This window comes from Phenylobacterium sp. (genome assembly GCF_036563385.1).
GTDB lineage: Bacteria > Pseudomonadota > Alphaproteobacteria > Caulobacterales > Caulobacteraceae > Phenylobacterium.
The window spans coordinates 487,637-510,833 of the sequence record NZ_DATCML010000012.1 but is presented as its reverse complement, the minus strand read 5'-3'; the positions used below and the strand labels follow the sequence as shown (position 1 = coordinate 510,833).

The following is a 23,197-nucleotide window of genomic DNA, read 5'->3' as shown; positions in this document are numbered from 1 at the left end:
GTAGATCGGGATGCCGCCGCCCTGCAGCCGCTCGATCTTGCTCGCGTCCTTGTCGATGCAGGTCACGATGTGCCCGAAGTCGGCGAAACAGGCGCCGCTTACCAGGCCCACATAGCCCGTCCCGATCATCGCCACGTGCATGGGTAGCTATCCCCGACTTGAGTTGGCGCCTTTCACCACGCAGGCGCGGCCATAACAACAGCCCGCCGGGTCACGGCGGCACAATTTCACCGGACTGCAGCAATTCCGGCGCCGCTATATTTCCTGGTTGTAGGCGCCCACCTGCGGCCGCTTGGCGAGGCGCGGCTTCACCTCCTCGCGGAACAGGGCGCGCATGTCGTCCTCGGACTGCGAGCTCTCCACCACCACGACGATCTCGGGCTTGTTGGACGAGGCGCGGACCAGCACCCACGAGCCGTCTTCCAGGGCCACGCGGACCCCGTTCACAGTGATAACCTCGCTGATCGCCCGGCCTAGGATCTTGCCGCCGCCCTTTGCGTACTCGGTGTACTCGCGCACCACGTCCTCGACGACGCCGTACTTCTCCTCGTCAGCGCAGTGCGGGCTCATGGTGAGCGAGGTGTAGGCCACCGGCAGGGCCTTCTTCAGGTCCGACAGCTTCTTGCCCGGGTTGCGGTCGAGCATGGCGAGAATGGCCGCGGCGGCCACGATGCCGTCGTCGTAGCCGCGGCCGATCGGCGGGTTGAAGAAGAAGTGGCCGCTCTTCTCGAAGCCGGCCAGGGCGCCGAGCTCGGCCGTCTTGCGCTTGATGTAGCTATGGCCGGTCTTCCAGTAGACCGTCTTGGCGCCGTTGCCCTTCAGCACCTCGTCCGTCGCGAACAGGCCTGTGGACTTCACGTCCACCACGAAGGTTGCGTCCTTGTGCAGGGCGGACAGGTCGCGCGCCAGCATCAGGCCGATCTTGTCGGCGAAGATTTCCTCGCCCTCGTCGTCCACCACGCCGCAGCGGTCGCCGTCGCCGTCGAAGCCCAGGCAAAGGTCGGCGCCATGCTCGCGGACGGCCTTGGCCATCTCGCTCAGCATGTGGTGGTCCTCGGGGTTCGGGTTGTACTTCGGGAAGGTCCAGTCGAGGTCGCAGTCCATCTCAATGACCTCGGCCACGCCCATGCGGCGCAGGGCCTCCGGCGCGAAAGCGCCGGCGGTGCCATTGCCGCACGCGGCGATGACCTTCAGCGGCCGGCTGATCTGCGCGCGAGTGGCGGCGTCGGCGATGTAGCGCTCGCGAACCCCGTCCACGTGGGCCACCGTGCCGCCGGGACGCTGCTTCCACTGGCCCCCGAGGACCAGCTCCTTCAGCCGGCCCATCTCGTCGGGGCCGAAGGTCAGCGGCCGCTGGGCCCCCATCTTCACGCCCGTCCAGCCGTTCTCGTTGTGGCTGGCCGTGACCATGGCCACGCACGGGGCGTCCAGGTCGAACTGGGCGAAGTAGGCCATGGGCGAGGTGGCCAGCCCGATGTCCAGCACCTCGCACCCCGCCGCCACCAGGCCGATGGTCAGCGCCTGCTTGATGGAGAGCGAGTAGGAGCGGAAGTCGTGGCCGACCACGATCCGCTTCTGGCCGAGTTCATGGATGTAGGTCCCGAGCCCCAGGCCCAGCGCCTGAACGCCCAGCAGGTTGATCTCGGGTCCGAACAGCCAACGCGCGTCGTACTCGCGGAAGCCTGTGGCCTTCACCAGAGCTTGCGTCTCGTACTCGAAGGTGTTGGGCACGAGGTCGGCGCGGGGAGCAGGCAGCATCGGAACTCCGGTCAAACGGCGTGGGCGGTCTTAGTACTTGAGCAGTGGGCCCCTAGGCCACCCCAACGCTTGCGGCCCCGCTTTGTGCCCTTGTCGACCCTCCACGCGGTTCGCGGGCAGGCGCCGGGTCACATCACGCCGGCTCGCAGGATGTCATGCACGTGGAGGATGCCGACCGGCCGGCCGTCGTCCACGACGAACAGCACGGTCACCGCCGGGGCCGGGTCGCTCATCAGCGCCAGCGCCTCCGAAGCCAGCATCTCGGGCGGCACGGTCTTTTTCGGGCCCGGCGTCATCACCTCCCCCGCCGTGTGGTCGAGCAGGCCGTCGATGTGGCGGCGCAGGTCGCCGTCGGTGATGGCGCCCACCAACCGGCCGTCGGCGCCCGTCACGCCGACGATGCCCCAGCGCTTCTCGGTCATCACCAGCAGGGCGTCGCGCATCGGGCGGCCCTGGTCCACCAGCGGCAGCTCGTCGGCCCCATGCATCAGAGACCCGACCGTGCGCAGCATGGCCCCCAGCTTTCCGCCCGGGTGAAAGACGTGGAAGTCGCTCGGCCGGAAGCCGCGGCGCTCGAGCAGGGCGACCGCCAGGGCGTCGCCCAGGGCGATCTGGAGGGTGGTGGAGGTAGTGGGCGCATTCACCTCGGCCGTGGCCTCGGCGGCGTCGGCCAGCTCCAGGATCACGTCGGCGGCCTGGCCGAGCGCGCTCTCCGGCCGGGCCGTGATGGCGATCAGCGGGATGGCGAACCGCTTGGCGTAGGCCAGGATGTCGGCCAGCTCGCGCGCCTCGCCGGACTTGGAGAGCGCCACGATCGCGTCGCCTTCGGTGACCATGCCCAGGTCGCCGTGGCTCGCCTCGGCCGGGTGCACGAACAGGGCAGGAGAGCCGGTGGAGGCGAAGGTCGCCGCCATCTTGCGGGCCACATGGCCCGACTTCCCCATGCCCGTGCAGATGATCCGCCCCTTGGCCGCGAACAGCACGTCGACCGCCTGGACGAATGGGGCGCCCAGCCCGTTCGCCTGCGCCGCCAGGGCCTCGGCCTCCTGGGCCAGGACCCGGCGGCCCACCGCGATGGCGTCGAACCCGCTCATTGCGCCGGCGCGATCGCCTGGCTCTGCAGGTCGCGAACCGCATCGCGCGCCTGGCGGGCGCGCTGCTGCGCCGCCTCGTGCTCGCGCTGCATGGCGGCCTTCATGGCGGGCGTCTGCTGGACAGGCGTGTGGCCGAACGGGCCCCAGGATCGGGCGCCCAGGCCCTGCGGCCAGGCCATGGCCAGGGCCACCGCGCCCACGGCGCAGAGCCCCAGCAGCGGCAGGAAGAGGCGGTCGAGCATGCGGCGCATATAGCCGCTTCGCCGCTTGACGGCCAACGTCGTGGACCGTAGCGCCTCTGGCCCAGCCTTAAGGAGGAACTCCGCCTTGCCGACGCTCATCCTGCTCCGCCACGGCCAGAGCCAGTGGAACCTCGAGAACCGCTTCACCGGCTGGGTGGACGTGGACCTGACGCCCCAGGGCGAGGCCGAGGCGAAGAAGGGCGGCGAGCTGATCAAGGCTGCCGGCGTCTTCCTCGACGGCTGCTACACCTCGGTCCAGACGCGCGCCATCCGCACCTCGTGGATCGCCCTCCATGCCGCTGGCCAGGCCTATGTGCCCGAGACCAAGGACTGGCGGCTGAACGAGCGCCACTACGGCGGCCTGACCGGCCTCAACAAGGCCGAGACGGCGGCCAAGCACGGCGAGGAGCAGGTGAAGATCTGGCGTCGTTCCTACGACGTCCCGCCGCCGGAACTGGCCCCGGGCGGCGAGCACGACTTCTCCAAGGACCGTCGCTACGCCGGGGTGACCCTGCCGTCCACGGAGAGCCTGAAGACCACCCTAGATCGCGTGCAGCCCTACTGGGAGGCCGAGATCGCGCCGCAGCTGAAGTCGGGCAAGACCCTGCTGATCGCCGCCCACGGCAATTCGCTGCGCGCCATCGTCAAGCTGTTGTTCGGCGTCGCGGATGACGCCATCGTCGGCGTGGAGATCCCCACGGGCAACCCGCTGCTGATCGAGCTCGACGGCAGCCTCAAGCCCACCGCCGCCCGCTACCTCGACAAGGCCCGCGCCCAGCCCCTGCCGGCGGTCTAGGACCCTCCCCCGTGGGAGAGGGATCCGACCAGGACCACATGCGGCGCGCGATCGCGCTCGCCGCCGCGCACGTCGGGCGCACCGGCGACAACCCCGCCGTCGGCTGCGTGATCGTCGCCGGCGGCGAGGTGGTGGGGGAGGGGGCTACCGCGCCCGGCGGCCGGCCGCATGCTGAGGAGCTGGCGCTGGACCAGGCCGGCGACCGCGCCCGCGGGGCCGTGGCCTACGTCACCCTGGAGCCCTGCGCGGAGCGTTCGTCCGGCGCGGCCTCCTGTTCGCAGCGCCTGGTCGAGGCGGGCGTCGTGCGGGTGGTGGTGGCCTGCGAGGACGCCTCGGTCATGGCCGCGGGCCGCGGCGCGGCGCGCCTGCAGGCGGCGGGCGTCACGGTGGAGACGGGCGTCCTCGCGGCCGAAGCCGGCGACCTCTACGCGACCTACCGGCCGCGCCACACCTAAGTCCCTCGAAAGCCATCGTTAAGCGTAGCGGCCTAGGCTTCGCCGTCATGGCCGTCGCCCCCGCCCATACGATGCTGACGCGCCGCCTCACCCAGGCGGAGCTCAATCAGATTGCGGCCAAGCACGACCGCCTGTGGAGCTCCAAGCCCGGCGGCGCGCGGGCGGTGTTCGCCTGGATGGACCTCTCCGAGCTCGACCTGCGCGGCAAGAACCTCTGCAACGCCGATTTCACCGGGGCCGTGCTCCACGACTGCCAGATGCAAGGCGCCCGCTTCGACCACGCGACGTTCTTCGGCGCCGACCTGCAGCACGCCGATCTCAGCGACGCCTCCCTGCGCCGCGCCGACCTGCGCGGCGCCTGCCTGCGCAACGCCAACCTGACCGGAGCCGACCTGTTCGAGGCCGACCTGCGTGAAGGCTCGTTGGCCGCCGCCGACCGCAAGGAGGGCTTCCGCAGGCTGGAGCCGAACGCCCGCCAGGGCGAGGTGGCCGGCGCCATCCTGACGGGCGCCAACCTCGAACGCTCCCGCCTCTCCGGCGTCATGGCCCACCGGGCGGATTTCACTGATGCGATCCTGAAGGACGCCAAGCTGATCCGCGCGAACCTGAAGCAGGCGCAGCTGCGTGGCGCGAACCTCTCGGGCGCCGACCTGTCCGGCGCCGACCTCGGCGGCGCAGACCTGCAGGACGCGGTGCTGGTGGGCGCCAAGACCGCCGCCTGGAACGTCATGGACGCCAACCTGAAGGGCGTGCTCACCGATGCGCCCGCCGGCGTCCCGGCATCCGACCTGCCCTACGAGATCATGATCCGCGAGCACGCCCGCTGGTGCGCCACGGGCGGCGCGGAGGGCCACCCCTCGGCGTTCAACAACGCGGACCTGCGCGCGCTGAAGAGCATCCGCGGCTTCAACCTCACCGCCCTGTCGGCCAAGGACGCCGTCTTCTACGGCCTCGACATGGAAGGCGTGCAGCTGCAGGGGGCCCACCTCGAAGGCGCCGACCTGCGCAACTGCAACCTGCGCCGCGCCGACCTGCGTGGCGCCCGCCTCGCCCATGCCAAGCTCGCCGGGGCCGACTTGCGCGACGCCCAGCTCGGACCGCTGCTCATCGGGCCCGAGCGGGTGCTGCCCTGCGACCTCACCGGCGCCAACCTGAAGAGCGCCGACCTCGCCCGGGCCGACCTCCACCAGGCGATCCTTCGCGCCGCCGACGTCAGCCGCGCCAACTTCACCGGCGCCCTCCTGCGGCAGGCCGACTTCACCGGCGTCGTGCGCCAGGGCGCCCGGGGTCTCGACGACATCATCTGACGGCGCAGATCGGCGCGACCGCACGGCCGTTGCCAAGCCGCCGAAGTCTCGATATTGCGACTTACTCGCAACAACGAGGCCCGCTGTTCCCATGACCGCGTCCGAGCTCGCGCCTCCCGAGGCCGCCGCCGCCGAGCGTGCGCGCGCCAAGAAGCGGGCCCAGTCGCGCGCCGCCCTGCTCCGGCAGGTCATGCGCTGGCACTGGATCAGCGCCGCGATCTGCCTGGTCGGCATGCTGCTGTTCGCGGTCACGGGGATCACCCTCAACCACGCCGCGGCGATCAAGGCCGAGCCGAAAACCGTCACGCGCGAGGACGTCCTGCCCGCGCCGCTGCGGCCCGCACTCCAGGCCGCGGAGGCCGCCGGCGGCGCCCTTCCGGAGCCGACCCGCGAATGGCTGGCGCGCGAGATGAAGGTCGACGCGCCGCGGGGCGCGAAGGTCGAATGGTCGCCCGGCGAGGCCTACGTCGCCTTGCCGGGGCCGGGCTCGGATGCGTGGGTCACCATCGACACCGCCACCGGGGACGCGGCCTACGAGCGCACCGAGCGCGGCCTCGTCGCCTACCTCAACGACCTTCACAAGGGCCGCAACACCGGGACCGCCTGGGCCTGGTTCATCGACATCTTCGCCGTCGGCTGCGTGGTGTTCTGCATCACCGGCCTGATCCTGCTGCAGCTGCACGCCCCTGCGCGGAAGTCGACCTGGCCCCTCGTCGGGCTCGGGCTCGTCATTCCCCTGCTGCTCGCCCTGTTCCTGATCCACTGAGGAGAGCCCATGCGCGCCCCCAAAGCCCGTTTCGTCGTCGCGCTGGGCGGCCTGGCCGCCGCGCCCGCCGCCGCCTCGGCGGCCGACCTGACCGTGAATGTCGAGATCCCACGCCTGTCGGTGGCCGAGTACCACCGCCCCTACGTGGCCATGTGGATCGAGAAGCCCGACCAGACGGCCGTGAAGACCCTGGCGGTCTGGTACGACGTGAAGCAGGCCAACAACAAAGGGGCCGAGTGGCTGAAGGACATGCGCACCTGGTGGCGCCGCGCCGGCCGCAGCCAGGCCATGCCCGCCGACGGGATCAGCGGGCCGACCCGCGCACCGGGCCGCCATCAGGCGGTCTTCTCCCAGCGCCAGATCGGCGCCCTGCCGGCCGGCGAGTACAGCCTTGTCGTCGAGGCCGCCCGCGAGGTCGGCGGCCGGGAGGTCGTCAAGGCGCCGTTCTCCTGGCCGCCGAAGACCTCCAAGACCGCCCAAGCGCGCGGGACCACCGAACTGGGCGCGCTCAGCGTCACCGCCAAACCGTGATCGAGAGAAGCACCGCCATGACCGCTCCCCGCGCCGCCGCCCTGCTGGCCGGCCTCGCCCTCGCCGTCGCTCCGGCCGCGGCCCACGCCCACCGGATGTGGATGACCCCGTCCTCCACGGTCCTGTCCGGTCAGGACGCCTGGGTCACGGTCGACGCGGCGGTGTCGAACACCCTGTTCTTCCCCGACCACGTGCCGCTGCGCCTGAACGGGGTGCAGGTGACGGGCCCCGACGGCGCGCCGGCCCAGCTGGAGAACGCCGCCACCGGCAAGTTCCGGTCGACCTTCGACGTCCACCTGACGAAGCCCGGCACGTACAAGATCGCCACCGTCAACGACGGCGTCATGGCCTCCTGGAAAGAGGGGGCCGAGACGAAGCGCTGGCGCGGTTCGGCGGCCGACTTCGCCACGGCGGTCCCCAAGGGGGCGTCCGAGCTGAAGGTCACCGCCAACCAGCGCCGGCTGGAGACCTTCGTCACCCTGGGAGCGCCGTCGAACGGCGCGCTCAAGACCACCGGCAAGGGCCTGGAGCTCGAACCTGTCAGCCACCCCAACGACCTGGTGGCCGGCGAGGCCGCGAAGTTCCGCCTCGTGCTCGACGGCAAGCCCGCTGCCGGGGTCGAGGTGGAGGTGGTTCCCGGCGCCGCGCGCTATCGCAAGGCGCCTGGGGAGATCAAGGTGAAGACCGGCGCCGACGGCGTCTTCCAGGTCACCTGGCCCGAGGCGGGCATGTACTGGCTGGAGGCCGAGGCGCGCGGCGGCCCGGGCGAGATCCCAGGCTCCGAGCGGAACGCCGCCTACGTGGCAACCTTCGAGGTGCTGCCGGACTAAGGGGAGGTGCGCGTCGCCATCCCCAACGACCTGACCCCCGAGACCGCCCGGCCGCAAGGCGGGCGGGAGGTGCGCCTCTCCGGCCCCACCATGGGCGTCCAGTGGACGCTTCGGGCGCTCGCGCCGGACGGAGTGGACGACGGCGCGATCCGGGACGCCGTTCAGGCCGCCTGCGACACGGTCGTCGCCCAGATGAGCGACTGGGAGCCGGACAGCGATGTCTGCCGCTTCAACCAGGCCCCGCCGGCAAGCTGGGTCCAGGCGCCGGGCGACCTGCTCGACGTGGTCCAGGCCGGCGTGTTCCTGGCGACCCTCAGCGAGGGCGCGTTCGACCCGACCATCGGGGCGCTGACCGAGCTCTGGGGGTTCGGGCCGGCCGGCCCGGTTGCGGCGCCGCCGGAGCGGAGCCGGCTCACCGCGGCCGTCGCCGGCTGGCGGCGGATGCAGGTCGACCTGGCGGGCGGGCGGATCTTCCAGCCCGGCGGCCTTCGCCTGGATCTGGCCGGCATCGCCAAGGGGTTCGGCGTGGATAAGGCGTCGGCGGCCCTCGCCACGCTCGGGGTCCGCGACCACCTGATCGAGATCGGCGGCGAGTTGCGGGGCGAGGGCGTGAAGGCCTCGGGCGAGCCCTGGTTCGTCGATGTGGAGCCGCCGCCCGGGGCGACCTTTGAGCCGCTCCGCATTGCGCTGCATGGCCTGTCCGTCGCCACCTCGGGCGACTGGCGGCGGAGCTTCGAGGCAGACGGTCGGCGCTACAGCCACACGCTCGACCCGCGCACCCGCCAACCTGTTCAGGACGTCGCTGCGGTCACCGCCCTCCACCCCCAGTGCATGCAGGCTGACGCGCTGTGCACCGCGCTCGCTGTCCTGGGAGACGAGGCGCCCGACTTCGCCGAGCGCCACGACATCGCGGCCGTGATCGTCCGCCGCGTCGGGGAGGGCTTCCACGAGCACGTCACGCCGGCGCTGCAGGACCTGCTGGACTAGCGGCGAACTGCAACGCCGCCAGAGCCAAGAAAAAGGGCGGCCCCTTGCGGGACCGCCCTTCGTTCGTTCAGCCGAGAGGCGCTGGACGCTTACGCGGCCTTCTCGCCTTCGATCAGCTGGGCGCGGCCGCCGCCGTTGATCTCGATCCGGCGCGGCTTCAGCGCTTCCGGAAGCTCACGCTTCAGCGAGATGGACAGCAGGCCGTTGTCGAGGCTGGCGTCGGTGACCACCACATAGTCGGCCAGCTGGAACCGGCGCTCGAAGTTGCGCTCGGCCAGGCCGCGATGCAGGAACCGGCGGCCGTCCTCATTGGCCGTCTTGCGGCCTTGGACGGTGAGGAGGTTCTCCTTGACCTCGACGTTGAGTTCTTCGGGACGGAAGCCCGCCACCGCGATCTCGATGCGATAGGCGTTCTCGTCGGTCCGCTCGATGTTGTACGGCGGATAGCCCGTGGCCGCGGTCTCGGTGGTGGCGGACTCGAGCAGGTCGGCCAGCCGGTCGAAGCCCACGACGGAGCGGTACAGGGGGGAGAAGTCGATCGTACGCATGCGATCCACATCCTTCTTCAAAAGCAAGGTTGCGTCTGTGGAGCTGTCGGCGAGCCCTCAGGCCTCGCACGGCGCCCCGGAAGGCCCGGACATCCAGCGCCTTCCGAGAGATTAGGTAGGGGCGCCGTTCCCGGCTTCAAGAGGGGCCGCGGCGCCAGAATCGAGCGCTTGCCAGGGGCGCCCCGGCAGCTAAGTCTTGCGCCCCAGATCAGGTCCTCCGGGAGGAAACCCATGCTCCGCGCACTGCTCGCCGCCCCCGTCATCGCCGCCCCTGTCATGGCCGCCGTCCTGGCCGCCGCGCCGGCCCAGGCCGCCGACGCCCAGCTGCAGAAGGCGGTCGCCAATCCCGCCCGCGCGGAGGAGCACAAGGCCCGCGACGCCTGGCGCAAGCCGGCCGAAACCCTGACCTTCTGGGGGCTCAAGCCGCGCCAGACCGTCATCGAGCTCTCCCCCGGCTCCGGCTACTGGACCGAGATCCTGGCACCCTACGCCAAGGCCACCGGCGGGACCTACGTGGCCACGGGCGCCGACCTCGCCAACCCGAATGTCTCGGAAGGCGCCAAGCGCGGGCGGGCGGCGTTCGAGGCCAAGTACGCCGACGCGGCCAAGTGGGGGCCGGTGAAGGTGGTCAACTTCGGGCCGCAGTCGGGGCCGCTGGGCGCGCCAGGCTCCGCCGACATCGTCATCACCGCCCGCAACGTCCACAACTTCATGTACCAGCAGGGCATGCTGGATAAGGTGCTGAAGGACGCCTACGCCGTGCTGAAGCCGGGCGGCGTCCTCGCCGTGGAGGAGCACCGCGCCGACCCGCGCCCAGAGACCCCCGGCGTGACCGACGGCTATGTGGCGGTGAAGACCGTGGTGGCCGCGGCCGAGAAGGCGGGCTTCAAGCTCGCCGCCCAGTCCGAGATCAACGCCAACCCGAAGGACACCAAGGACCATCCGTTCGGCGTCTGGACCCTTCCCCCGACCCGCCGCACCTCGCCCAACGGCCAGCCCGCCAATCCCGCCTTCGATCGCAGCAAGTACGACGCCATCGGCGAGAGCGACCGCATGACGCTACGCTTCGTGAAGCCCGCGTGACGGTGCGGCTTTGACGGTCCAGGCGCGGCGGGCTACGTCGGCTCCGATGTTCGGCGCCGGGGGGTGTGACGAGGTCCAATTGCCGCGCCCTGCTTCCTCCCTCTCCCGCCGTTCCGTCCTGTTCGCCGCCGCCGCCCTTGGCGCCTGCGGTCGCGAGCCGGCGGCGCAGCCGAAGGCCGCGCCCCAGGCCGCCGAGGGCATGACCCTCGAACAGGCGGTCGCCGGGGCCTGGCGGCTCCCGGCCGACAAGGCCCGGGACGCCTGGCGCCATCCCGTCGAGAGCCTGAAGTTCTGGGGCGTGGCGCCTGGCCAGACCGTGGTCGAGTTCTGGCCAGGGGCCGGGTGGTACACCGACATCCTGGCGCCCTTCCTGGCTCAGACCGGCGGCAAGCTTTACGCCGCGAATCTACAGCCCGACCCCGCCGACCCGGCCAGCGTCGCCGTGATCGACGCCTACCGCCGCAAGCTCGCGGACAACCCCAGGCTCTACGGCCAGGTGGAGATCACCGCCTTCGGTCCCACCAGCGGCCCTGTGGCCCCGGCCGGCTCGGCCGACGTGGTCCTCTTCCTGCGCAACCTGCACAACTGGATGGCGGCCGGCATCGCCGAGAAGGCCTTCCGCGACGCCTTCGCGGCCTTGAAACCCGGCGGGATCCTCGGCATCGAAGAGCACCGCGCCAATGTGGGGGGCGTACAGGACGTGCTCGCCGCCGACGGCTATGTGCAGCAGGCCTATGTGACGCAGCTCGCCCAGGAGGCGGGCTTCACCTTGGCCGCCGCCAGCGAGATCAACGCCAACCCGAAGGACACCAAGGACCATCCCTTCGGCGTCTGGACCCTGCCGCCGGTGCGCCGGTCGAGCCCGCGCGGCCAGCCGGACGACCCTGCGTTCGACCATGCGAAGTACGACGCCATCGGCGAGAGCGACCGAATGACGCTGCGGTTCGCGAAGCCTGTCGCAACGCAACCCTGACGGTTTACTTCGCTCGCCTGCGAAGCGAAGCTCGCAAGTGAGTCGGAGGGCCGGGGGGCTATGGCGACCATCGAGGAGATCACCGAACGGATCCGCCGCGCGGCGGCGACATCCGGGGCTGACCTCGACAAGTCGATCAAGCTCGACCTCAAGGGCGAGGGCTACATCCACATCGCCGGCGCCGAGGTCTCCAACGACAACCGGCCGGCCGACCTCACCGTCACCGTCGCGCGCAAGGACCTCGAGGCGCTGGGCAGGCGCGAGCTCGACCCCATGCGCGCGGTCATGACCGGCCGGCTGAAGCTGTCGGACATGGGGCTTGCGATGAAACTCCTGCCGCAGATTCAAACTCTGTTTTCCAACGCCGGGTAATCAGCGTCATGGCCGAGTCCGCGCCACTGTTCGAGATCCCCGGCAACCCGGTCCCGCCGCGTGGCGAGGCCGAGTGGTTCACCGGCCATGGGGGCGCCAAGCTGCGCGCCGCCCTGTTTCGCCCGCACGGGAGGCCGCGCGGCTCGATCGTCCTGTCGGGCGGGCGTACCGAGCCCATCGAGAAGTACTTCGAGACCATCGGCGAGCTCCTCGAGCGCGGGTTCGTGGTTCTGGTCCACGACTGGCGAGGCCAGGGCCTGTCCCACCGCGAGCTGGGCGACCGCCTGAAGGGTCACGCCAACGGCTACAAGGCCTTCCTCGACGACTACAAAGCCCTGCTCGCCGCCTTCCAGAGCCGCCTGCCGAAGCCGTGGCTGGCGGTGGGCCACTCCATGGGCGGGTGCCTCACCCTGCTGGCCCTGGCGCACGGCGAGGACCGCTTCGCCGGCGCGGTCCTCAGCGCCCCGATGCTTGGACTGCGGACCCAGCCGGTCTCGCCCAAGGCGGCGCGCCTGGCCGCCCGGGTGAACCTGCTGCTCGGCCGCGCCGGTCGCTACGCCCGTGATCCGCGCCGCATGCCGGCCGATGACGTCTTCGACGGCAACATCCTCACGCACGACCGGGCGCGCTTCGACCGCAACTGCGCCCTCGTCGCGGCCCACCCCGACCTGGCGCTTGGGTCGCCGACCTGGGGCTGGCTGGACTTCGCCTTCCGCGCCACCGCCTTCCTCGCGAAGCCCGAGCGTCTGCGGGAGGTCACCCTGCCGGTGATCATCGTCCAGGCCGGAGAAGAGAAGCTGGTGGACAACGCCGCCCAGGCGGCCGCCGCCCGACACCTGCCGCAGGGCAAGCTGGTGACAGCGCCCGGCGCCTACCACGAAATCCTGATGGAGACCGACGAGATGCGAAACATCTTCCTGAAGGCCTTCGACATGCTGACCGGCCGCACCGCGCCGAAGCCTGCCGAGGCCCCCAAGGCGACCGCCGCCGCCCCTGCGGCCGCTCCGGCCAAGCCCGCCGAGACGCCGAAGCCGACCCCTGCCGCCGAGGCCCCGAAGCCTGCGGTCGCCGCCGCGCCGAAGGCCGAGGCTCCCAAGGCCGAGGCCAAGCCCGCTGCGGCCAAGCCGGCCGTCGCCAAGAAGCCTACGGCCGCCAAGGCCGCCGCCGCCAAGGCCGCCGCGACTAAGCCGGCCGCCAAGGCCGCCGCGCCTGCCAAGAAGGCCCCGGTAAAGGCCGCGGCCAAGCCGGCCCCCGCCAAGCCCGCGGTCGCCAAGAAGCCCGAGGCCAAGGTCGCGCCCAAGGCGGCCAAGCCCGCCGCCGCCAAGGCTCCGGCCAAGGTCGCCGCACCGAAGGCCGCGGCTCCGAAGGCTGCCGCCAAGCCCGCCGCCAAGCCGGCCAAGGCGCCGGTCGCCAAGGCCGCCGCTCCGAAGGCCGCCGCCGCCAAGCCCGCCGCGGCCAAGCCGGCTGCGAAGAAGGCGGCGGCTCCGGCCGTGGCCGCCAAGAAGCCGGCGGCCAAGAAGCCCGTGCCGGCCTGAGCCCCGAGGGCCCTCCCTCGGGAGGGCTCGCCCGCAGGGCGTGGGGTCCAGGCGGACTCGTCGGCGCTCGCGCCCGACGCCCCGCAGCAAGTCCAAGGTCCCTCCCCGCCAGGGGAGGGATTTTGTTTATTTGGCCGACCGGCGCAGCGCCACCAGGGCCTCGTCCAGGCAGGCGCGGTCGCCTGCGATGGCGATCTGGCCGCCGCGCTCCGGCATCGGCGCGCCGCGCCAGTCGGTGACGATCCCGCCGGCGTTCTCGATCAGGGGCGCCAGCCCCGCCACGTCCCAGGGCGCCAGGCCCGCCTCGATCACCAGGTCCATCTGCCCGGCCGCCACCATGGCGTAGGCGTAGGCGTCGCAGCCCAGCCGGGCCAGCCGGGCGGCCGAGCGCACCTGCCGCCAAGCCCCCAACTCGGCGCCGTCGAAACAGGCCTCGGGATCCGTCGTCGCGATCAGAGCGTCGGTCAGCTTGGGGCAGGGCCGCACCCTCAGGGGCCGGGTCTCGCCGCGCGCCACTAGGCGGGACCCCGAGGGGGAGCCCAGGAAGACCTCGCCCAGGTACGGTTGGGCGATGGAGCCTAGGACCTGGCGGCCCTCCACCCGCAGCCCGATAAGGGTGCACCACAGCGGCAGGCCCGAGATGAAGGCGCGGGTGCCGTCCACGGGATCGGTGATCCAGACGAACTCCGCGTCGGGCCGATCCTCGCCGAACTCCTCGCCCACCACCCCGTGGTCGGGATAGCGCTGGCCGATCAGCTTGCGGATCGCCCGCTCGGCCGCCTTGTCCGCCTCGGTCACCGGGTCGAAGCCCTTGGCCCCGCCCTTGTCCACCATGCCGTACTCCGCGCGGAAGTAGGGGGCGATGGCCTCTGCGGCGGCGGCGTTCAGCTCGAGCAGGAAGTCGTCCAGCTCGGATATCTTCTCGGGGGGCAGGGCGGGCATGGCCCGCCCTTTATCAGCCTTCCGTCTCGCCGTTGAGCGACTTGGCGAGGTCGAGAAGCCGGCGGCGCGGGCGCTCGCCCAGCTGGTAGTAGGCCTGGATCAGGTCGCGGGTCTCCTTGCGAGCGAACATCTCCCCGCCCGCCTCGCCCTGGATGACGTACTCCTGCACCTGGGCGCGGGAGAGACCCTCGTAGAAGTAGCTCACCGGCACTTCGAGCACCTCGGCGAGCTGCCAGAGGCGCGCGGCCGACATGCGGTTGGCGGCGCACTCGTACTTCTGGATCTGCTGGAAGCGCACGCCGCACACCGTGGCCAGCTGCTGCTGGGTCAGCCCCAGCAGGCGACGGCGGCGCCGCAGCCTGCGGCCCAGGTGGACGTCGATCTCGCTGCTCATGACGCGTACTGCCCCTCGTCCCCGTCCCGATGCGGGACAACTCGCGCCCAGCGCCGCAAGTCGCGCGCCACGCGAGTTGGACGGATCGGGCGACGCCGCCTAGGTAGGGGCCATGGCGGAGAAGAAGCCTTCGATCTGGCAGGACATCGGCTGGCGTCTGGAGGCCTTCGCCTACGATGTGCTGGAGGCGCTCGCCCGCGCCTTCCCGATCGACGCCGTCTCGGACTTCGGCGCCGGCCTGTTCGCACGGGTGGGCCCGCTCACCAGCGCCCACAGGGTCGCCGACACCAACCTGCGCATCGCGTTCCCGGAAAAGACGGACGCCGAGATCGCCGCCCTGCTGGCGGAGCAGTGGGCCCACCTCGGCCGCTGGTTTGCCGAGTTCCCGATCCTCGACCGGATCATCGCCGACCCGAACCGGGTGGAAGTGCTGGGCGCCGACCGGCTGGCGGCGATCCGCGACGGCGCGGGCCCGGTCGTGTTCATCTCCGGCCACTTCTCGTCGTTCGAGATCATGCCCGCCGTGATCATCCACTCGGGCGTCACCTGCCAGATCACCTACCGCGCCACCAACAACCCGCACGTGGACGCCCGTATCCGCCGCAGCCGCTTCCGCTACGGGGTGCGCCTCTTCGCGCCCAAAGGGACGGACGGCGCCCGCGAGCTGCTCCGGGCGCTGGCCCGCGGCGAGTCCGTGGCGCTGATGAACGACCAGAAGTTCAACGGCGGGGTCGCCGCGCCGTTGTTCGGGGTGATGGCACACACGGCCCCCGGCCCCTCATCCTTCGCCCTGCGCTACGGCGTCCCGCTGCAGCCGATGAGCGTCGAGCGCAAGGACAAGGCCCGCTTCCGGGTCATCGTCCACGAACCGATCTACCTCGCCGACACCGGCGACCGGGCCGCGGACATCGAGGCGGGCGTGCGCGTGGTCAACGCCTGGATGGAGGACCGCATCCGCGCCCGCCCGCCCGAGTGGTTCTGGGTCCACAAGCGCTGGCCGAACGAGATCTACAAGGCCGCAAAAGACACCGCTCACCCCGGCGAAAGCCGGGGCCCAAGCTGACTCCAGGACCGCCGCTCGCCCGAATGGGTCCCGCTTCCGGCGGGACGAGCCGGCTACTTGTTCGTTTCCTTCCAGCGCTGCAGCGCCTCGGCCGGGCCGGCGTAGGCCTCCTGCAGCGGCGCGCTCCAGTAGCGGAGCTGCTCGAGCGGCACCTTCTTGCCCGTCACCGCGCAGATCACGTAGCGGCCCGGCTTCAGGACGGCGAAGTCGCCGTCGCCGTAGTGCAGCTTGGCGAGGTCCTGGCCGGTGAAGTCGCGGTCGTGGGCGTTCATGGTCGCCGATATAGCGCGCCGGCCGGCCTCAGAACAGGTCGCCCTGCGCCGGGTCGGCCGCCTTCGGCTTCGGCCTTGCGGGCTTGGCGGGCGCCAGGACCGGTGTGGGCGGCTGCGCCTGCGGTCCGGACCCTTCCGCGGCGGCCCCGTCGATCACCGCCTGCCGGCTGACCCGGTCGCCGAACTTGATCGACACGGGTTCGCCGGAGGCCAGGCTGGCGCCCGCGTGGACGATCGAGCCGTCCGTTCGCGTCACCCGCGCGAAGCCGCGCTCCAGCGGCCGCTCCGGATCGACGCTGGCGTGCAGTTTGCCTAGGGCGGTCAGCCGCTCGGCCAGCCGGTCCAGCTTGCGCTCCGCCGCCGGCTGCAGCCGCACCGCCAGGCGGTCCAGCCGGTCCTTCTGCACCTGTTGTGGCCGTTGCAGCAGCAGGGGGGAGAGGCGGGCCGAGACGCGAACCAGGTCCCGTTCGTGCGCCGCGGCGTTCTTGGCCAGCCCGGCGCCCAGCCGGCTGGAGACGATCCCGAAGCGCTGCGCCGCCATCTCGACGAGATCCGGCACCCGCTTCAGCGCCCGGTCGGCGTGCTGCACCCGAGCGCGGCGGTCCTCCACCACGCGGCCGGCGCAGCGGTGCATCCGCGTCCCGAAGTCGCTGACCAGCGCCTTCAGCTCCGAGAGGACCGGCGTCGCCATCTCCGCCGCCGCGGTGGGCGTCGGCGCGCGCCGGTCGGAGACGAAGTCGATGAGCGTGGTGTCCGTCTCGTGGCCCACGGCGCTGATCAGCGGGATGGTGCAGGCGGCCGCCGTGCGGGCCAGCTGCTCGTCGTTGAACGGCCAGAGGTCCTCCACCGAGCCGCCGCCCCGCGCCACGATCAGCACGTCCGGCTTCGGGATCGGTCCGTTCGGGTCGAGCGCACAGAAGCCCCGGATGGCGGCGCAGACCTGGCCCGCGGCGGCGTCGCCCTGCACCACCACCGGCCAGACCACCACCCGGCAGGGCCAGCGGTCGCGGATGCGGTGCAGGATGTCGCGGATCACGGCGCCGGTGGGGGAGGTGATCACCCCCACCACGGCGGGCATCGACGGCAGAGGCTTCTTGCGCGCGGGCTCGAACAGCCCCTCGGCCTGCAGCTTGGCCTTGAGCCGCTCCAGCTGGGCCAGCAGCGCCCCGACGCCGGCGGGCTCCATCGTCTCGATCACGATTTGGTAGCGCGAGCCTTGCGGGTAGGCGGTGATCTTGCCGGTGACCACCACCTCCATCCCCTGCTGCGGGCGAACCTGCAGCATCCGGACCTGGCCCTTCCAGACCACGCCGTCGATGGCCGCCTTGTCGTCCTTGATGGTCAGGTAGACGTGGCCGTTGGAGTGGTGGGTGACCTTCGACAGTTCGCCGCGCAGGCGCACGAAGCCATAGGCGTCCTCCAGCGTCCGCTTCAGCGCGAACGCCAGCTCCGAGACGGAGTAGGGCCGGGCGTTGCCGCTGCCGGCCGTGGACTCAGGCGCAAGGTCGGTCATCGGGGGAAGGTAGCGATGCGGAACGCGGAACCCAATGAGGCATGAGGCGCAAATGGAAAGGGCGCGCCGGCCGCTTGCAGCGTCCAACGCGCCCCCATCCCCAACGGATCACGCACCGCCCGCAGGCGGATCTCAGATGTAGCGGCGCAGGCTGCGAGCCAGCTCGGCCGGGCCGGACTTCTTCTTGCCGGTCTGGGCCGGCTGGTAGGCCACCGCGCTGTGCTCGTGGCAGTAGGGGCCTTCGCTGGAGCGGCGGCCGCAGAAGGTGAAGTTGTCCAGGGCCGGATCGCCGATCGGCCACTTGCACATGTGGGCGCCCAGGGTCAGCACCGTCGCCGTGCCCGGCGCTTCCTCGATGTAGCGGACCGGCGTCGGCTGCACGGCGGCGGCCACCGGCAGGGGCTCGGCGATGCGGCGCGGGGCGGACGGGGCGGCGGTCACCGGGCGGGCGGGGCGCGGAGCCTTGAAGACGGTGCGGGCCGGCTTCGACGGCGCGGCTCGGCCGGAAAGGCCCAGGCGGTGCACCTTGCCGATGACTGCGTTGCGGGTCACCCCACCCAGCTGCTTGGCGATCTGGCTGGCCGAAAGGCCGTCCTGCCAGAGCTTCTTGAGCAGCTCGACGCGCTCGTCCGTCCAACCCATTTCGCCTCTCCCAACCCTGGGACCCGGACGCACCCCTGCGTTCCGGATCAACATCTTGTGGCGTTGAGCAGCCTCACCGCCTACCAACCACGATTAGTAGTAAACGAACCCCTAACGCCCACAATAGGCGCCCTCGCGCTTGTCCACAGGAACTAGATATAGCGTCCAGCAGCTGCGCTTTTGTCGCAGGCTTGCGGCCTTGGCCGCATGGGCGCACATCAGCGGCCATGAAGGATATGCCCGCCGATCCCTCCGTCCTGCCGCCGCAGCCGCGCGTGTACGCCGGCGTCAATTGGGAAGGCCTCAAGACCCTCTACCAGCGCGAGGTGCGGCGCTTCCTGAAGGTGGGCATGCAGACGCTCGCCGCCCCGGTGGTGACGGCGCTGCTCTACATGCTGGTGTTCGTGGTCGCGGTGGGCGGCGGCCGCGCCGTGCACGGTGTCGAATACGGGACCTTCGTGGCGCCAGGCCTGGTGATGATGCAGATCCTTTCCAACGCCTTCGCCAACTCCTCCTCCAGCCTGCTGCAGGCAAAGTTCAACGGCCTGATGGGCGACTTCCTGACGCCGCCGTTGACGCCGGCCGAGCACGTCGCCGGCTTCGGGCTGGGCGCGGCGACCCGCGGCATCCTGGTGGGGGCGGTCAGCCTGGCGGCGATCCTGCCCTTCGCCCGGCTGCCGGTGGCCGAGCCCTGGGCGGTGGCCTTCTATGGGATCGGCGCTGCGCTGATCATGGGCTTCATCGGCATCATGGCCGGCCTGTGGGCCGAGAAGTTCGACCACATGGCGGCGGTCACCAACTTCGTCATCATGCCAATGACCTTCCTGTCGGGGACCTTCTACCTCGTCGAGCGCCTGCCCGAGCCGTTCCGCACGGCCAGCCACTACAACCCGTTCTTCTACCTGATCGACGGCTTCCGCTACGGCTTCATCGGCCAGGCGGAAGGCTCGCTGCTCGTGGGCGCGATCATGACTGTCGTGCTGGTCCTGGCCACCGGCTGGGCCTGCCTGTGGATGTTCCGCACCGGGTACAAGATCAAAACCTGACTTCGGACCTGACGCCGGCGGCCGCGCGCGCCTCACGGGCGCGCGATTGACACACCCGCCTTAGAGGCCGAAAACGCCAAGCCTTCCAGTCCCCGTCGCCCAGCGGCGGGGACGCTTCCATTTTGGAGGGCCTCCACGGTGACCGAAAACGCCACCACGCCTGCCGTTCCCAGCGACCACATCATGGGCGTCTACCAGCGCGCCCCGCTGGCGTTCGAGCGAGGCCGAGGCGTCAAGCTGTTCACCGCCGAGGGCGACGAATACCTAGACTGCATGGCCGGCATCGCGGTGACCGCGCTGGGCCACGGCCATCCCAAGCTGGTCGAGGCTGTCCAGACCGCGGCCGAGAAGGTCTGGCACACGTCCAACATCTTCCGCATCCCCGACCAGGAGAAGCTGGCCGGCATGCTGACCGACGCCACCTTCGCCGACGTGGTGTTCTTCACCAACTCGGGCGCCGAGGCCATCGAGTGCGCAATCAAGACGGCGCGCAAGCACCACTGGGCCAACGGCCAGCCCGAGCGCATCGACATCATCGGCTTCGACGGCTCGTTCCACGGCCGGACGATCGGGGCGATCTTCGCCGCCGGCAACCCGAGCTACGTGGAAGGCTTCGGCCCAACCCCGCCCGGCTTCGTCCAGGCGAAGTTCGGCGACCTCGAAGGCCTGAGAGAGCTGGTCGGCCCGACCACCGCCGCCATCCTGCTCGAGCCGGTGCAGGGCGAGGGCGGCGCGCGCTCCTGGTCCGAGGCCGAGCTCAAGGCCATCCGCCAGCTCTGCGACGAGACGGGCACGCTCCTGATTTACGACGAGATCCAGTGCGGCCTCGGCCGCACCGGCAAGCTCTTCGCCTACGAATGGTGCGACGGCGCCGCCTATCCCGACATCATGGCGGTCGCCAAGGCGCTCGGCGGCGGCTTCCCGGTGGGCGCCTGCCTGGCCACGATCAACGCCGCCAAGGGCATGACCCCCGGCTCGCACGGCTCCACCTACGGCGGCAACCCGATGGCCATGGCCGTCGGCCTCGCCTCCTTCGAGGAGCTGGTGAAGCCCGAGCTGCTGGAGCACGTGCGCGACGTGGCCGGCTTCCTCAGCCAGCAGCTCACCGGGCTGAAGGACCGCTACCCCGACGTGGTGGTCGACATCCGCGGCAAGGGTCTGCTGATCGGCGTCAAGCTCGCCACCCCGAACCGTGAGTTCATGCAGCACGCGCGCGACGAGCACCTGCTGATCGCCGGCGGCGGCGACAACTGCGTGCGGCTCCTGCCGCCGCTGGTCATCACTGTCGAGGAGGCCTCCGAGGCCATCCAGAAGATGGAACGTGCCTGCGAGACGGCCCGGGCCAAGGCGAAGGCGGCGGCGGCATGAGCCAGGTCCGTCACTTCCTCGACCTCTGGCGGCTCGACGGCGCCGACCTGCGGGCCATCCTGGACGACGCCCGGCGCCGCAAGGCGGCCCGTCTCGGCTGGCCGAAGGGTCGGCCCGACGCCGACAAGCCCGCCGACGGCCGCGTGCTGGCGATGATCTTCGAGAAGCACTCCACCCGCACGCGCTTCTCGTTCGACGCGGCCATGCGCCAGCTGGGCGGCGACACGATCATTTCCAACGCGGCCGAGATGCAGCTCGGTCGCGGCGAGCCGCTCGAGGACACCGCCCGCGTGCTCTCGCGCATGGTCGACGCCATCATGATCCGCGCCAACGACCACGAGGACGTCGAGCGCCTGGCGCTCGCCGCCACTGTGCCGGTGATCAACGGCCTGTCCGACAAGGGCCATCCCTGCCAGATCATCGCCGACCTGCTGACCCTCGAGGAGCATCGTGGGCCGCTGGAAGGCAAGACCCTGGCCTGGATCGGCGACGGCAACAACGTGTGCGCCAGCTTCATCCACGCCGCGCCCAAGCTCGGCTTCAAGCTGAACATCGCCAGCCCGGCGATCTACCATCCGGACCTCGTCGACCTTGCCCGCGCCCAGCAGGAGCAGGGCCGCGTGGTCACCACGGACGACCCGCGCGAGGCGGTCCGCGGCGCCGACTGCGTGATCACCGACACCTGGGTGTCCATGGGCGACACCGACCACGACGAGCGCCTCGACGCGCTCGAGCCGTACCAAGTGGACGAGAAGCTGATGGACCTGGCCAATCCGGACGCCTGCTTCCTGCACTGCCTGCCCGCCCACCGCGGTGAGGAGGTGACGGACGAGGTGATCGACGGCCCGCGCAGCCTGGTCTGGGACGAGGCCGAGAACCGCGTCCACGCGCAGAAGTCCATCCTCGCCTGGTGCTTCGGCGCCATCGGCTGAGGCCCTTTGCAGCCTCCCCCGCGCACCCTTAGGCTCGGGCGCGTTGGGGGAGGTCCGCCGTCCATGAAATTCGTCCTGCTCGCCGGCGCGCTGGCGCTGTCTGCGTCCGCCGCCCAGGCCCAGGCGACAGCCCCCACCCGGGCCCCGCCGCCCGCCGCAGCGCCGGCGCCGCCGAACCTCGATCCGATCTTCGCCACCTGGAACCGCCCGGACGCCCCTGGCTGCGCCGTGGGCGTTGGGCGGAACGGGCGTACCGTGCTGACCCGCGCCTGGGGCTCGTCCGACCTCGAGCACGGCGTCCGCAACTCGCCCCAGACGGTCTTCGAGAGCGGCTCCATCGCCAAGCAGTTTACCGCCGCAGCCCTGCTTACGCTGGTGCAGGACGGGCGTGTGGCGCTCACCGACGATGTGCGTAAGTACATCCCCGAGCTGCCGGACTACGGCCGCCCGATCACGCTGGAGCAGCTGCTGAACCACACCAGCGGCCTCCGCGACTGGGGCGAGGTGGCCCAGATCGGCGGCTGGCCGCGCGGCTCGCGTATCTACACCAACCGCGAGGCGGTGCAGATCGCCACGCGTCAGACGCGCCTGAACTACGCGCCGGGCGAGGAGTATTCCTACACCAACACCGGCTACAACCTGGCGGCCCTGGTGGTGCAGCGCGTCAGCGGCAGGTCGCTGGCCGAGTTCAGCCAGGAGCGGCTGTTCCGCCCGCTTGGCATGGCGAAGACCCAGTGGCGGGACGATTTCCGCAAGGTGGTCCCCGGCCGCGCCATCGCCTACCGCTGGACCGGGCGGTCCTGGGAGCAGGACATGCCGTTCGAGAACACCTACGGCCACGGCGCCCTGCTCACCACCATCGCCGACCTGCTGACCTGGAACGAAGCCCTCGCCCAGGGCCGGCTCGGCCCGGTGGTCACCGCCGAGTTGCAACGCCAGTCGAAGCTGAACGACGGCCGCACCATCGCCTACGCCCGCGGGGTCTTCGTCGACCGGCATTTCGCCGCCCTGGAGATCGCCCACGGCGGCGCCACCGCCGGCTACCGCACCTGGCTCGCCCGCTACCCGGAGCAGGGGCTCTCCGTGGCCCTGCTCTGCAACGCCGCCGACGCCAACACCGCGGTCCTTGGCCACAAGGTGGTGGACCGGTTCATCCCGCCCCCAGCGCCCGCGCCGGGCGCGCCGCCGCTGCCCGTCGCGCCCATGGACGAGGTCCAGCGCCTGGCCGGCCTCTATGTGAACGACCGAACGGGCGCGGTGATGGAGCTGGCGGCAGCCCAGGGCGCGCTGCGCGTCCAGGGCGGCCCGGCCCTGCAGTTCGTCGCCCCGGGCCGCTACGCTGGGGCCGGCGGCGACATCAGCTTCGCAGGCGAAGGGTTCACGCGCCGCACCCAGGAGGGGGAGGTCCAGGCCTTCCGCCGTGTTGCGCCCTGGAGCCCGTCCGCCGCCGAGCTCGCCGCCGCCGCCGGCCGCTATGTCAGCGCCGAGGCCGACGCGGTCCACCTGCTCAACGTGCAGGGCGGCCGGCTCGTGCTGCAGGCGGACGACCGCCCCAGCGCCGCCGTGGCGTTGACCCCGATCTACGCTGACACCTTCCGGATCAGCGGGCCCGACACCGTGCGCCTGGTCCGCGGTCCGGATGGGCGGGTGCAGGCGCTCAGCTTCTGGGGCCCGCGCATCCGCGACCTGCGCTCCGTCCGCGCCGGCGACTGACTGCGGCCATCCGGCCTCTCGCCGAACGCGGGTCC

At 71.3% G+C, this 23,197-nt stretch carries 25 protein-coding genes and 1 pseudogene; 16 read left to right on the top strand and 10 right to left on the bottom strand.

Features of this window, described 5'->3' with window-relative positions; all coding sequences use genetic code 11:
* From VIL67_RS13720 to VIL67_RS13705, 4 genes and pseudogenes are all read right to left on the bottom strand, one after another.
* Positions 1-141 (bottom strand): annotated as a pseudogene (locus tag VIL67_RS13720) (UDP-glucose 6-dehydrogenase); the annotation flags it as partial.
* A 114-nt stretch (positions 142-255) separates the two neighbouring features.
* The gene (locus VIL67_RS13715) at positions 256-1,758 is read right to left on the bottom strand and encodes a phosphomannomutase/phosphoglucomutase (protein WP_332049461.1); all 1,503 of its coding nucleotides are present in this window, start codon (positions 1,756-1,758) and stop codon (positions 256-258) included.
* A gap of 128 nt (positions 1,759-1,886) precedes the next feature.
* Positions 1,887-2,852 (bottom strand): KpsF/GutQ family sugar-phosphate isomerase, encoded by a 966-nt coding sequence (locus VIL67_RS13710; RefSeq protein WP_332049460.1) that lies wholly within the window; start codon positions 2,850-2,852, stop codon positions 1,887-1,889.
* The gene (locus tag VIL67_RS13705; RefSeq protein WP_332049459.1) at positions 2,849-3,103 is read right to left on the bottom strand and encodes a hypothetical protein; all 255 of its coding nucleotides are present in this window, start codon (positions 3,101-3,103) and stop codon (positions 2,849-2,851) included. Before VIL67_RS13705 ends, VIL67_RS13710 begins: the two co-directional genes overlap by 4 nt.
* A 76-nt stretch (positions 3,104-3,179) precedes the next feature.
* Between VIL67_RS13705 and gpmA the strand changes: the two genes are divergently transcribed.
* From gpmA to VIL67_RS13670, 7 genes are all read left to right on the top strand, one after another.
* Positions 3,180-3,890, top strand: a complete 711-nt coding sequence (gene gpmA / locus VIL67_RS13700; RefSeq protein ID WP_332049458.1) for a 2,3-diphosphoglycerate-dependent phosphoglycerate mutase — start codon at positions 3,180-3,182, stop codon at positions 3,888-3,890.
* An 11-nt stretch (positions 3,891-3,901) separates the two neighbouring features.
* Positions 3,902-4,345 carry a bifunctional diaminohydroxyphosphoribosylaminopyrimidine deaminase/5-amino-6-(5-phosphoribosylamino)uracil reductase RibD gene (locus VIL67_RS13695; protein ID WP_332049457.1) on the top strand — a complete coding sequence of 148 codons (444 nt, stop codon included), beginning with the start codon at positions 3,902-3,904 and terminating at the stop codon, positions 4,343-4,345.
* 47 nt (positions 4,346-4,392) lie between these two features.
* Positions 4,393-5,652 carry a pentapeptide repeat-containing protein gene (locus tag VIL67_RS13690; RefSeq protein WP_332049456.1) on the top strand — a complete coding sequence of 420 codons (1,260 nt, stop codon included), beginning with the start codon at positions 4,393-4,395 and terminating at the stop codon, positions 5,650-5,652.
* 91 nt (positions 5,653-5,743) lie between these two features.
* Complete coding sequence (locus VIL67_RS13685) at positions 5,744-6,418, top strand: PepSY-associated TM helix domain-containing protein (protein WP_332049455.1); 675 nt, start codon at positions 5,744-5,746, stop codon at positions 6,416-6,418.
* Positions 6,419-6,427: 9 nt separating this feature from the next.
* Positions 6,428-6,949 carry a DUF2271 domain-containing protein gene (locus VIL67_RS13680; protein ID WP_332049454.1) on the top strand — a complete coding sequence of 174 codons (522 nt, stop codon included), beginning with the start codon at positions 6,428-6,430 and terminating at the stop codon, positions 6,947-6,949.
* Positions 6,950-6,966: 17 nt separating this feature from the next.
* Complete coding sequence (locus VIL67_RS13675; protein WP_332049453.1) at positions 6,967-7,779, top strand: DUF4198 domain-containing protein; 813 nt, start codon at positions 6,967-6,969, stop codon at positions 7,777-7,779.
* Positions 7,780-7,785: 6 nt separating this feature from the next.
* A complete protein-coding gene (locus VIL67_RS13670; RefSeq protein ID WP_332049452.1) occupies positions 7,786-8,766 on the top strand; it encodes an FAD:protein FMN transferase in 981 nt (326 codons plus the stop codon).
* Between the two features lie 89 nt (positions 8,767-8,855).
* Here the strand turns inward: VIL67_RS13670 and VIL67_RS13665 are convergent, their stop codons facing one another.
* On the bottom strand, positions 8,856-9,314 hold the full coding sequence (locus tag VIL67_RS13665) for an Hsp20 family protein (RefSeq protein WP_332049451.1): 459 nt from the start codon (positions 9,312-9,314) through the stop codon (positions 8,856-8,858).
* A gap of 231 nt (positions 9,315-9,545) precedes the next feature.
* On the opposite strand from VIL67_RS13665, the gene VIL67_RS13660 reads away from it, so the two are divergent.
* From VIL67_RS13660 to VIL67_RS13645, 4 genes are all read left to right on the top strand, one after another.
* Positions 9,546-10,397 (top strand): class I SAM-dependent methyltransferase, encoded by an 852-nt coding sequence (locus tag VIL67_RS13660; protein ID WP_332049450.1) that lies wholly within the window; start codon positions 9,546-9,548, stop codon positions 10,395-10,397.
* Between the two features lie 79 nt (positions 10,398-10,476).
* Positions 10,477-11,370, top strand: a complete 894-nt coding sequence (locus VIL67_RS13655; protein WP_332049449.1) for a class I SAM-dependent methyltransferase — start codon at positions 10,477-10,479, stop codon at positions 11,368-11,370.
* 60 nt (positions 11,371-11,430) lie between these two features.
* Positions 11,431-11,742: an SCP2 sterol-binding domain-containing protein gene (locus VIL67_RS13650; protein ID WP_332049448.1), complete on the top strand. Its 312-nt coding sequence runs from the start codon at positions 11,431-11,433 to the stop codon at positions 11,740-11,742.
* A gap of 8 nt (positions 11,743-11,750) precedes the next feature.
* A complete protein-coding gene (locus tag VIL67_RS13645; protein ID WP_332049447.1) occupies positions 11,751-13,277 on the top strand; it encodes an alpha/beta hydrolase in 1,527 nt (508 codons plus the stop codon).
* 126 nt (positions 13,278-13,403) lie between these two features.
* Here the strand turns inward: VIL67_RS13645 and hisN are convergent, their stop codons facing one another.
* Positions 13,404-14,219: a histidinol-phosphatase gene (gene hisN / locus VIL67_RS13640; protein WP_332049446.1), complete on the bottom strand. Its 816-nt coding sequence runs from the start codon at positions 14,217-14,219 to the stop codon at positions 13,404-13,406.
* Positions 14,220-14,232: 13 nt separating this feature from the next.
* On the bottom strand, positions 14,233-14,613 hold the full coding sequence (locus VIL67_RS13635; RefSeq protein ID WP_332049445.1) for a helix-turn-helix domain-containing protein: 381 nt from the start codon (positions 14,611-14,613) through the stop codon (positions 14,233-14,235).
* Positions 14,614-14,725: 112 nt separating this feature from the next.
* Between VIL67_RS13635 and VIL67_RS13630 the strand changes: the two genes are divergently transcribed.
* Positions 14,726-15,676 carry a lysophospholipid acyltransferase family protein gene (locus VIL67_RS13630; protein ID WP_332049444.1) on the top strand — a complete coding sequence of 317 codons (951 nt, stop codon included), beginning with the start codon at positions 14,726-14,728 and terminating at the stop codon, positions 15,674-15,676.
* A gap of 53 nt (positions 15,677-15,729) precedes the next feature.
* Here VIL67_RS13630 and VIL67_RS13625 read toward each other — a convergent pair whose 3' ends face one another.
* From VIL67_RS13625 to gcrA, 3 genes are all read right to left on the bottom strand, one after another.
* Complete coding sequence (locus VIL67_RS13625) at positions 15,730-15,948, bottom strand: DUF2093 domain-containing protein (RefSeq protein ID WP_332049443.1); 219 nt, start codon at positions 15,946-15,948, stop codon at positions 15,730-15,732.
* A 28-nt stretch (positions 15,949-15,976) separates the two neighbouring features.
* Positions 15,977-17,461 carry an exodeoxyribonuclease VII large subunit gene (xseA, locus tag VIL67_RS13620; protein WP_332049442.1) on the bottom strand — a complete coding sequence of 495 codons (1,485 nt, stop codon included), beginning with the start codon at positions 17,459-17,461 and terminating at the stop codon, positions 15,977-15,979.
* Between the two features lie 132 nt (positions 17,462-17,593).
* The gene (gene gcrA / locus VIL67_RS13615) at positions 17,594-18,103 is read right to left on the bottom strand and encodes a cell cycle sigma 70 cofactor GcrA (protein ID WP_332049441.1); all 510 of its coding nucleotides are present in this window, start codon (positions 18,101-18,103) and stop codon (positions 17,594-17,596) included.
* Positions 18,104-18,330: 227 nt separating this feature from the next.
* Here gcrA and VIL67_RS13610 point away from each other — a divergent pair, with 227 nt between their 5' ends.
* From VIL67_RS13610 to VIL67_RS13595, 4 genes are all read left to right on the top strand, one after another.
* Positions 18,331-19,149 carry an ABC transporter permease gene (locus tag VIL67_RS13610; protein WP_332049440.1) on the top strand — a complete coding sequence of 273 codons (819 nt, stop codon included), beginning with the start codon at positions 18,331-18,333 and terminating at the stop codon, positions 19,147-19,149.
* Positions 19,150-19,332: 183 nt separating this feature from the next.
* Positions 19,333-20,517: an aspartate aminotransferase family protein gene (locus VIL67_RS13605; protein ID WP_332049475.1), complete on the top strand. Its 1,185-nt coding sequence runs from the start codon at positions 19,333-19,335 to the stop codon at positions 20,515-20,517.
* Entirely contained in the window at positions 20,514-21,449 is a 936-nt protein-coding gene (argF, locus tag VIL67_RS13600) for an ornithine carbamoyltransferase (RefSeq protein ID WP_332049439.1), read from the top strand. The genes VIL67_RS13605 and argF overlap by 4 nt, the downstream gene beginning before the upstream one ends.
* A gap of 63 nt (positions 21,450-21,512) precedes the next feature.
* On the top strand, positions 21,513-23,162 hold the full coding sequence (locus VIL67_RS13595) for a serine hydrolase domain-containing protein (RefSeq protein ID WP_332049438.1): 1,650 nt from the start codon (positions 21,513-21,515) through the stop codon (positions 23,160-23,162).
* Positions 23,163-23,197 lie beyond the last annotated feature (35 nt).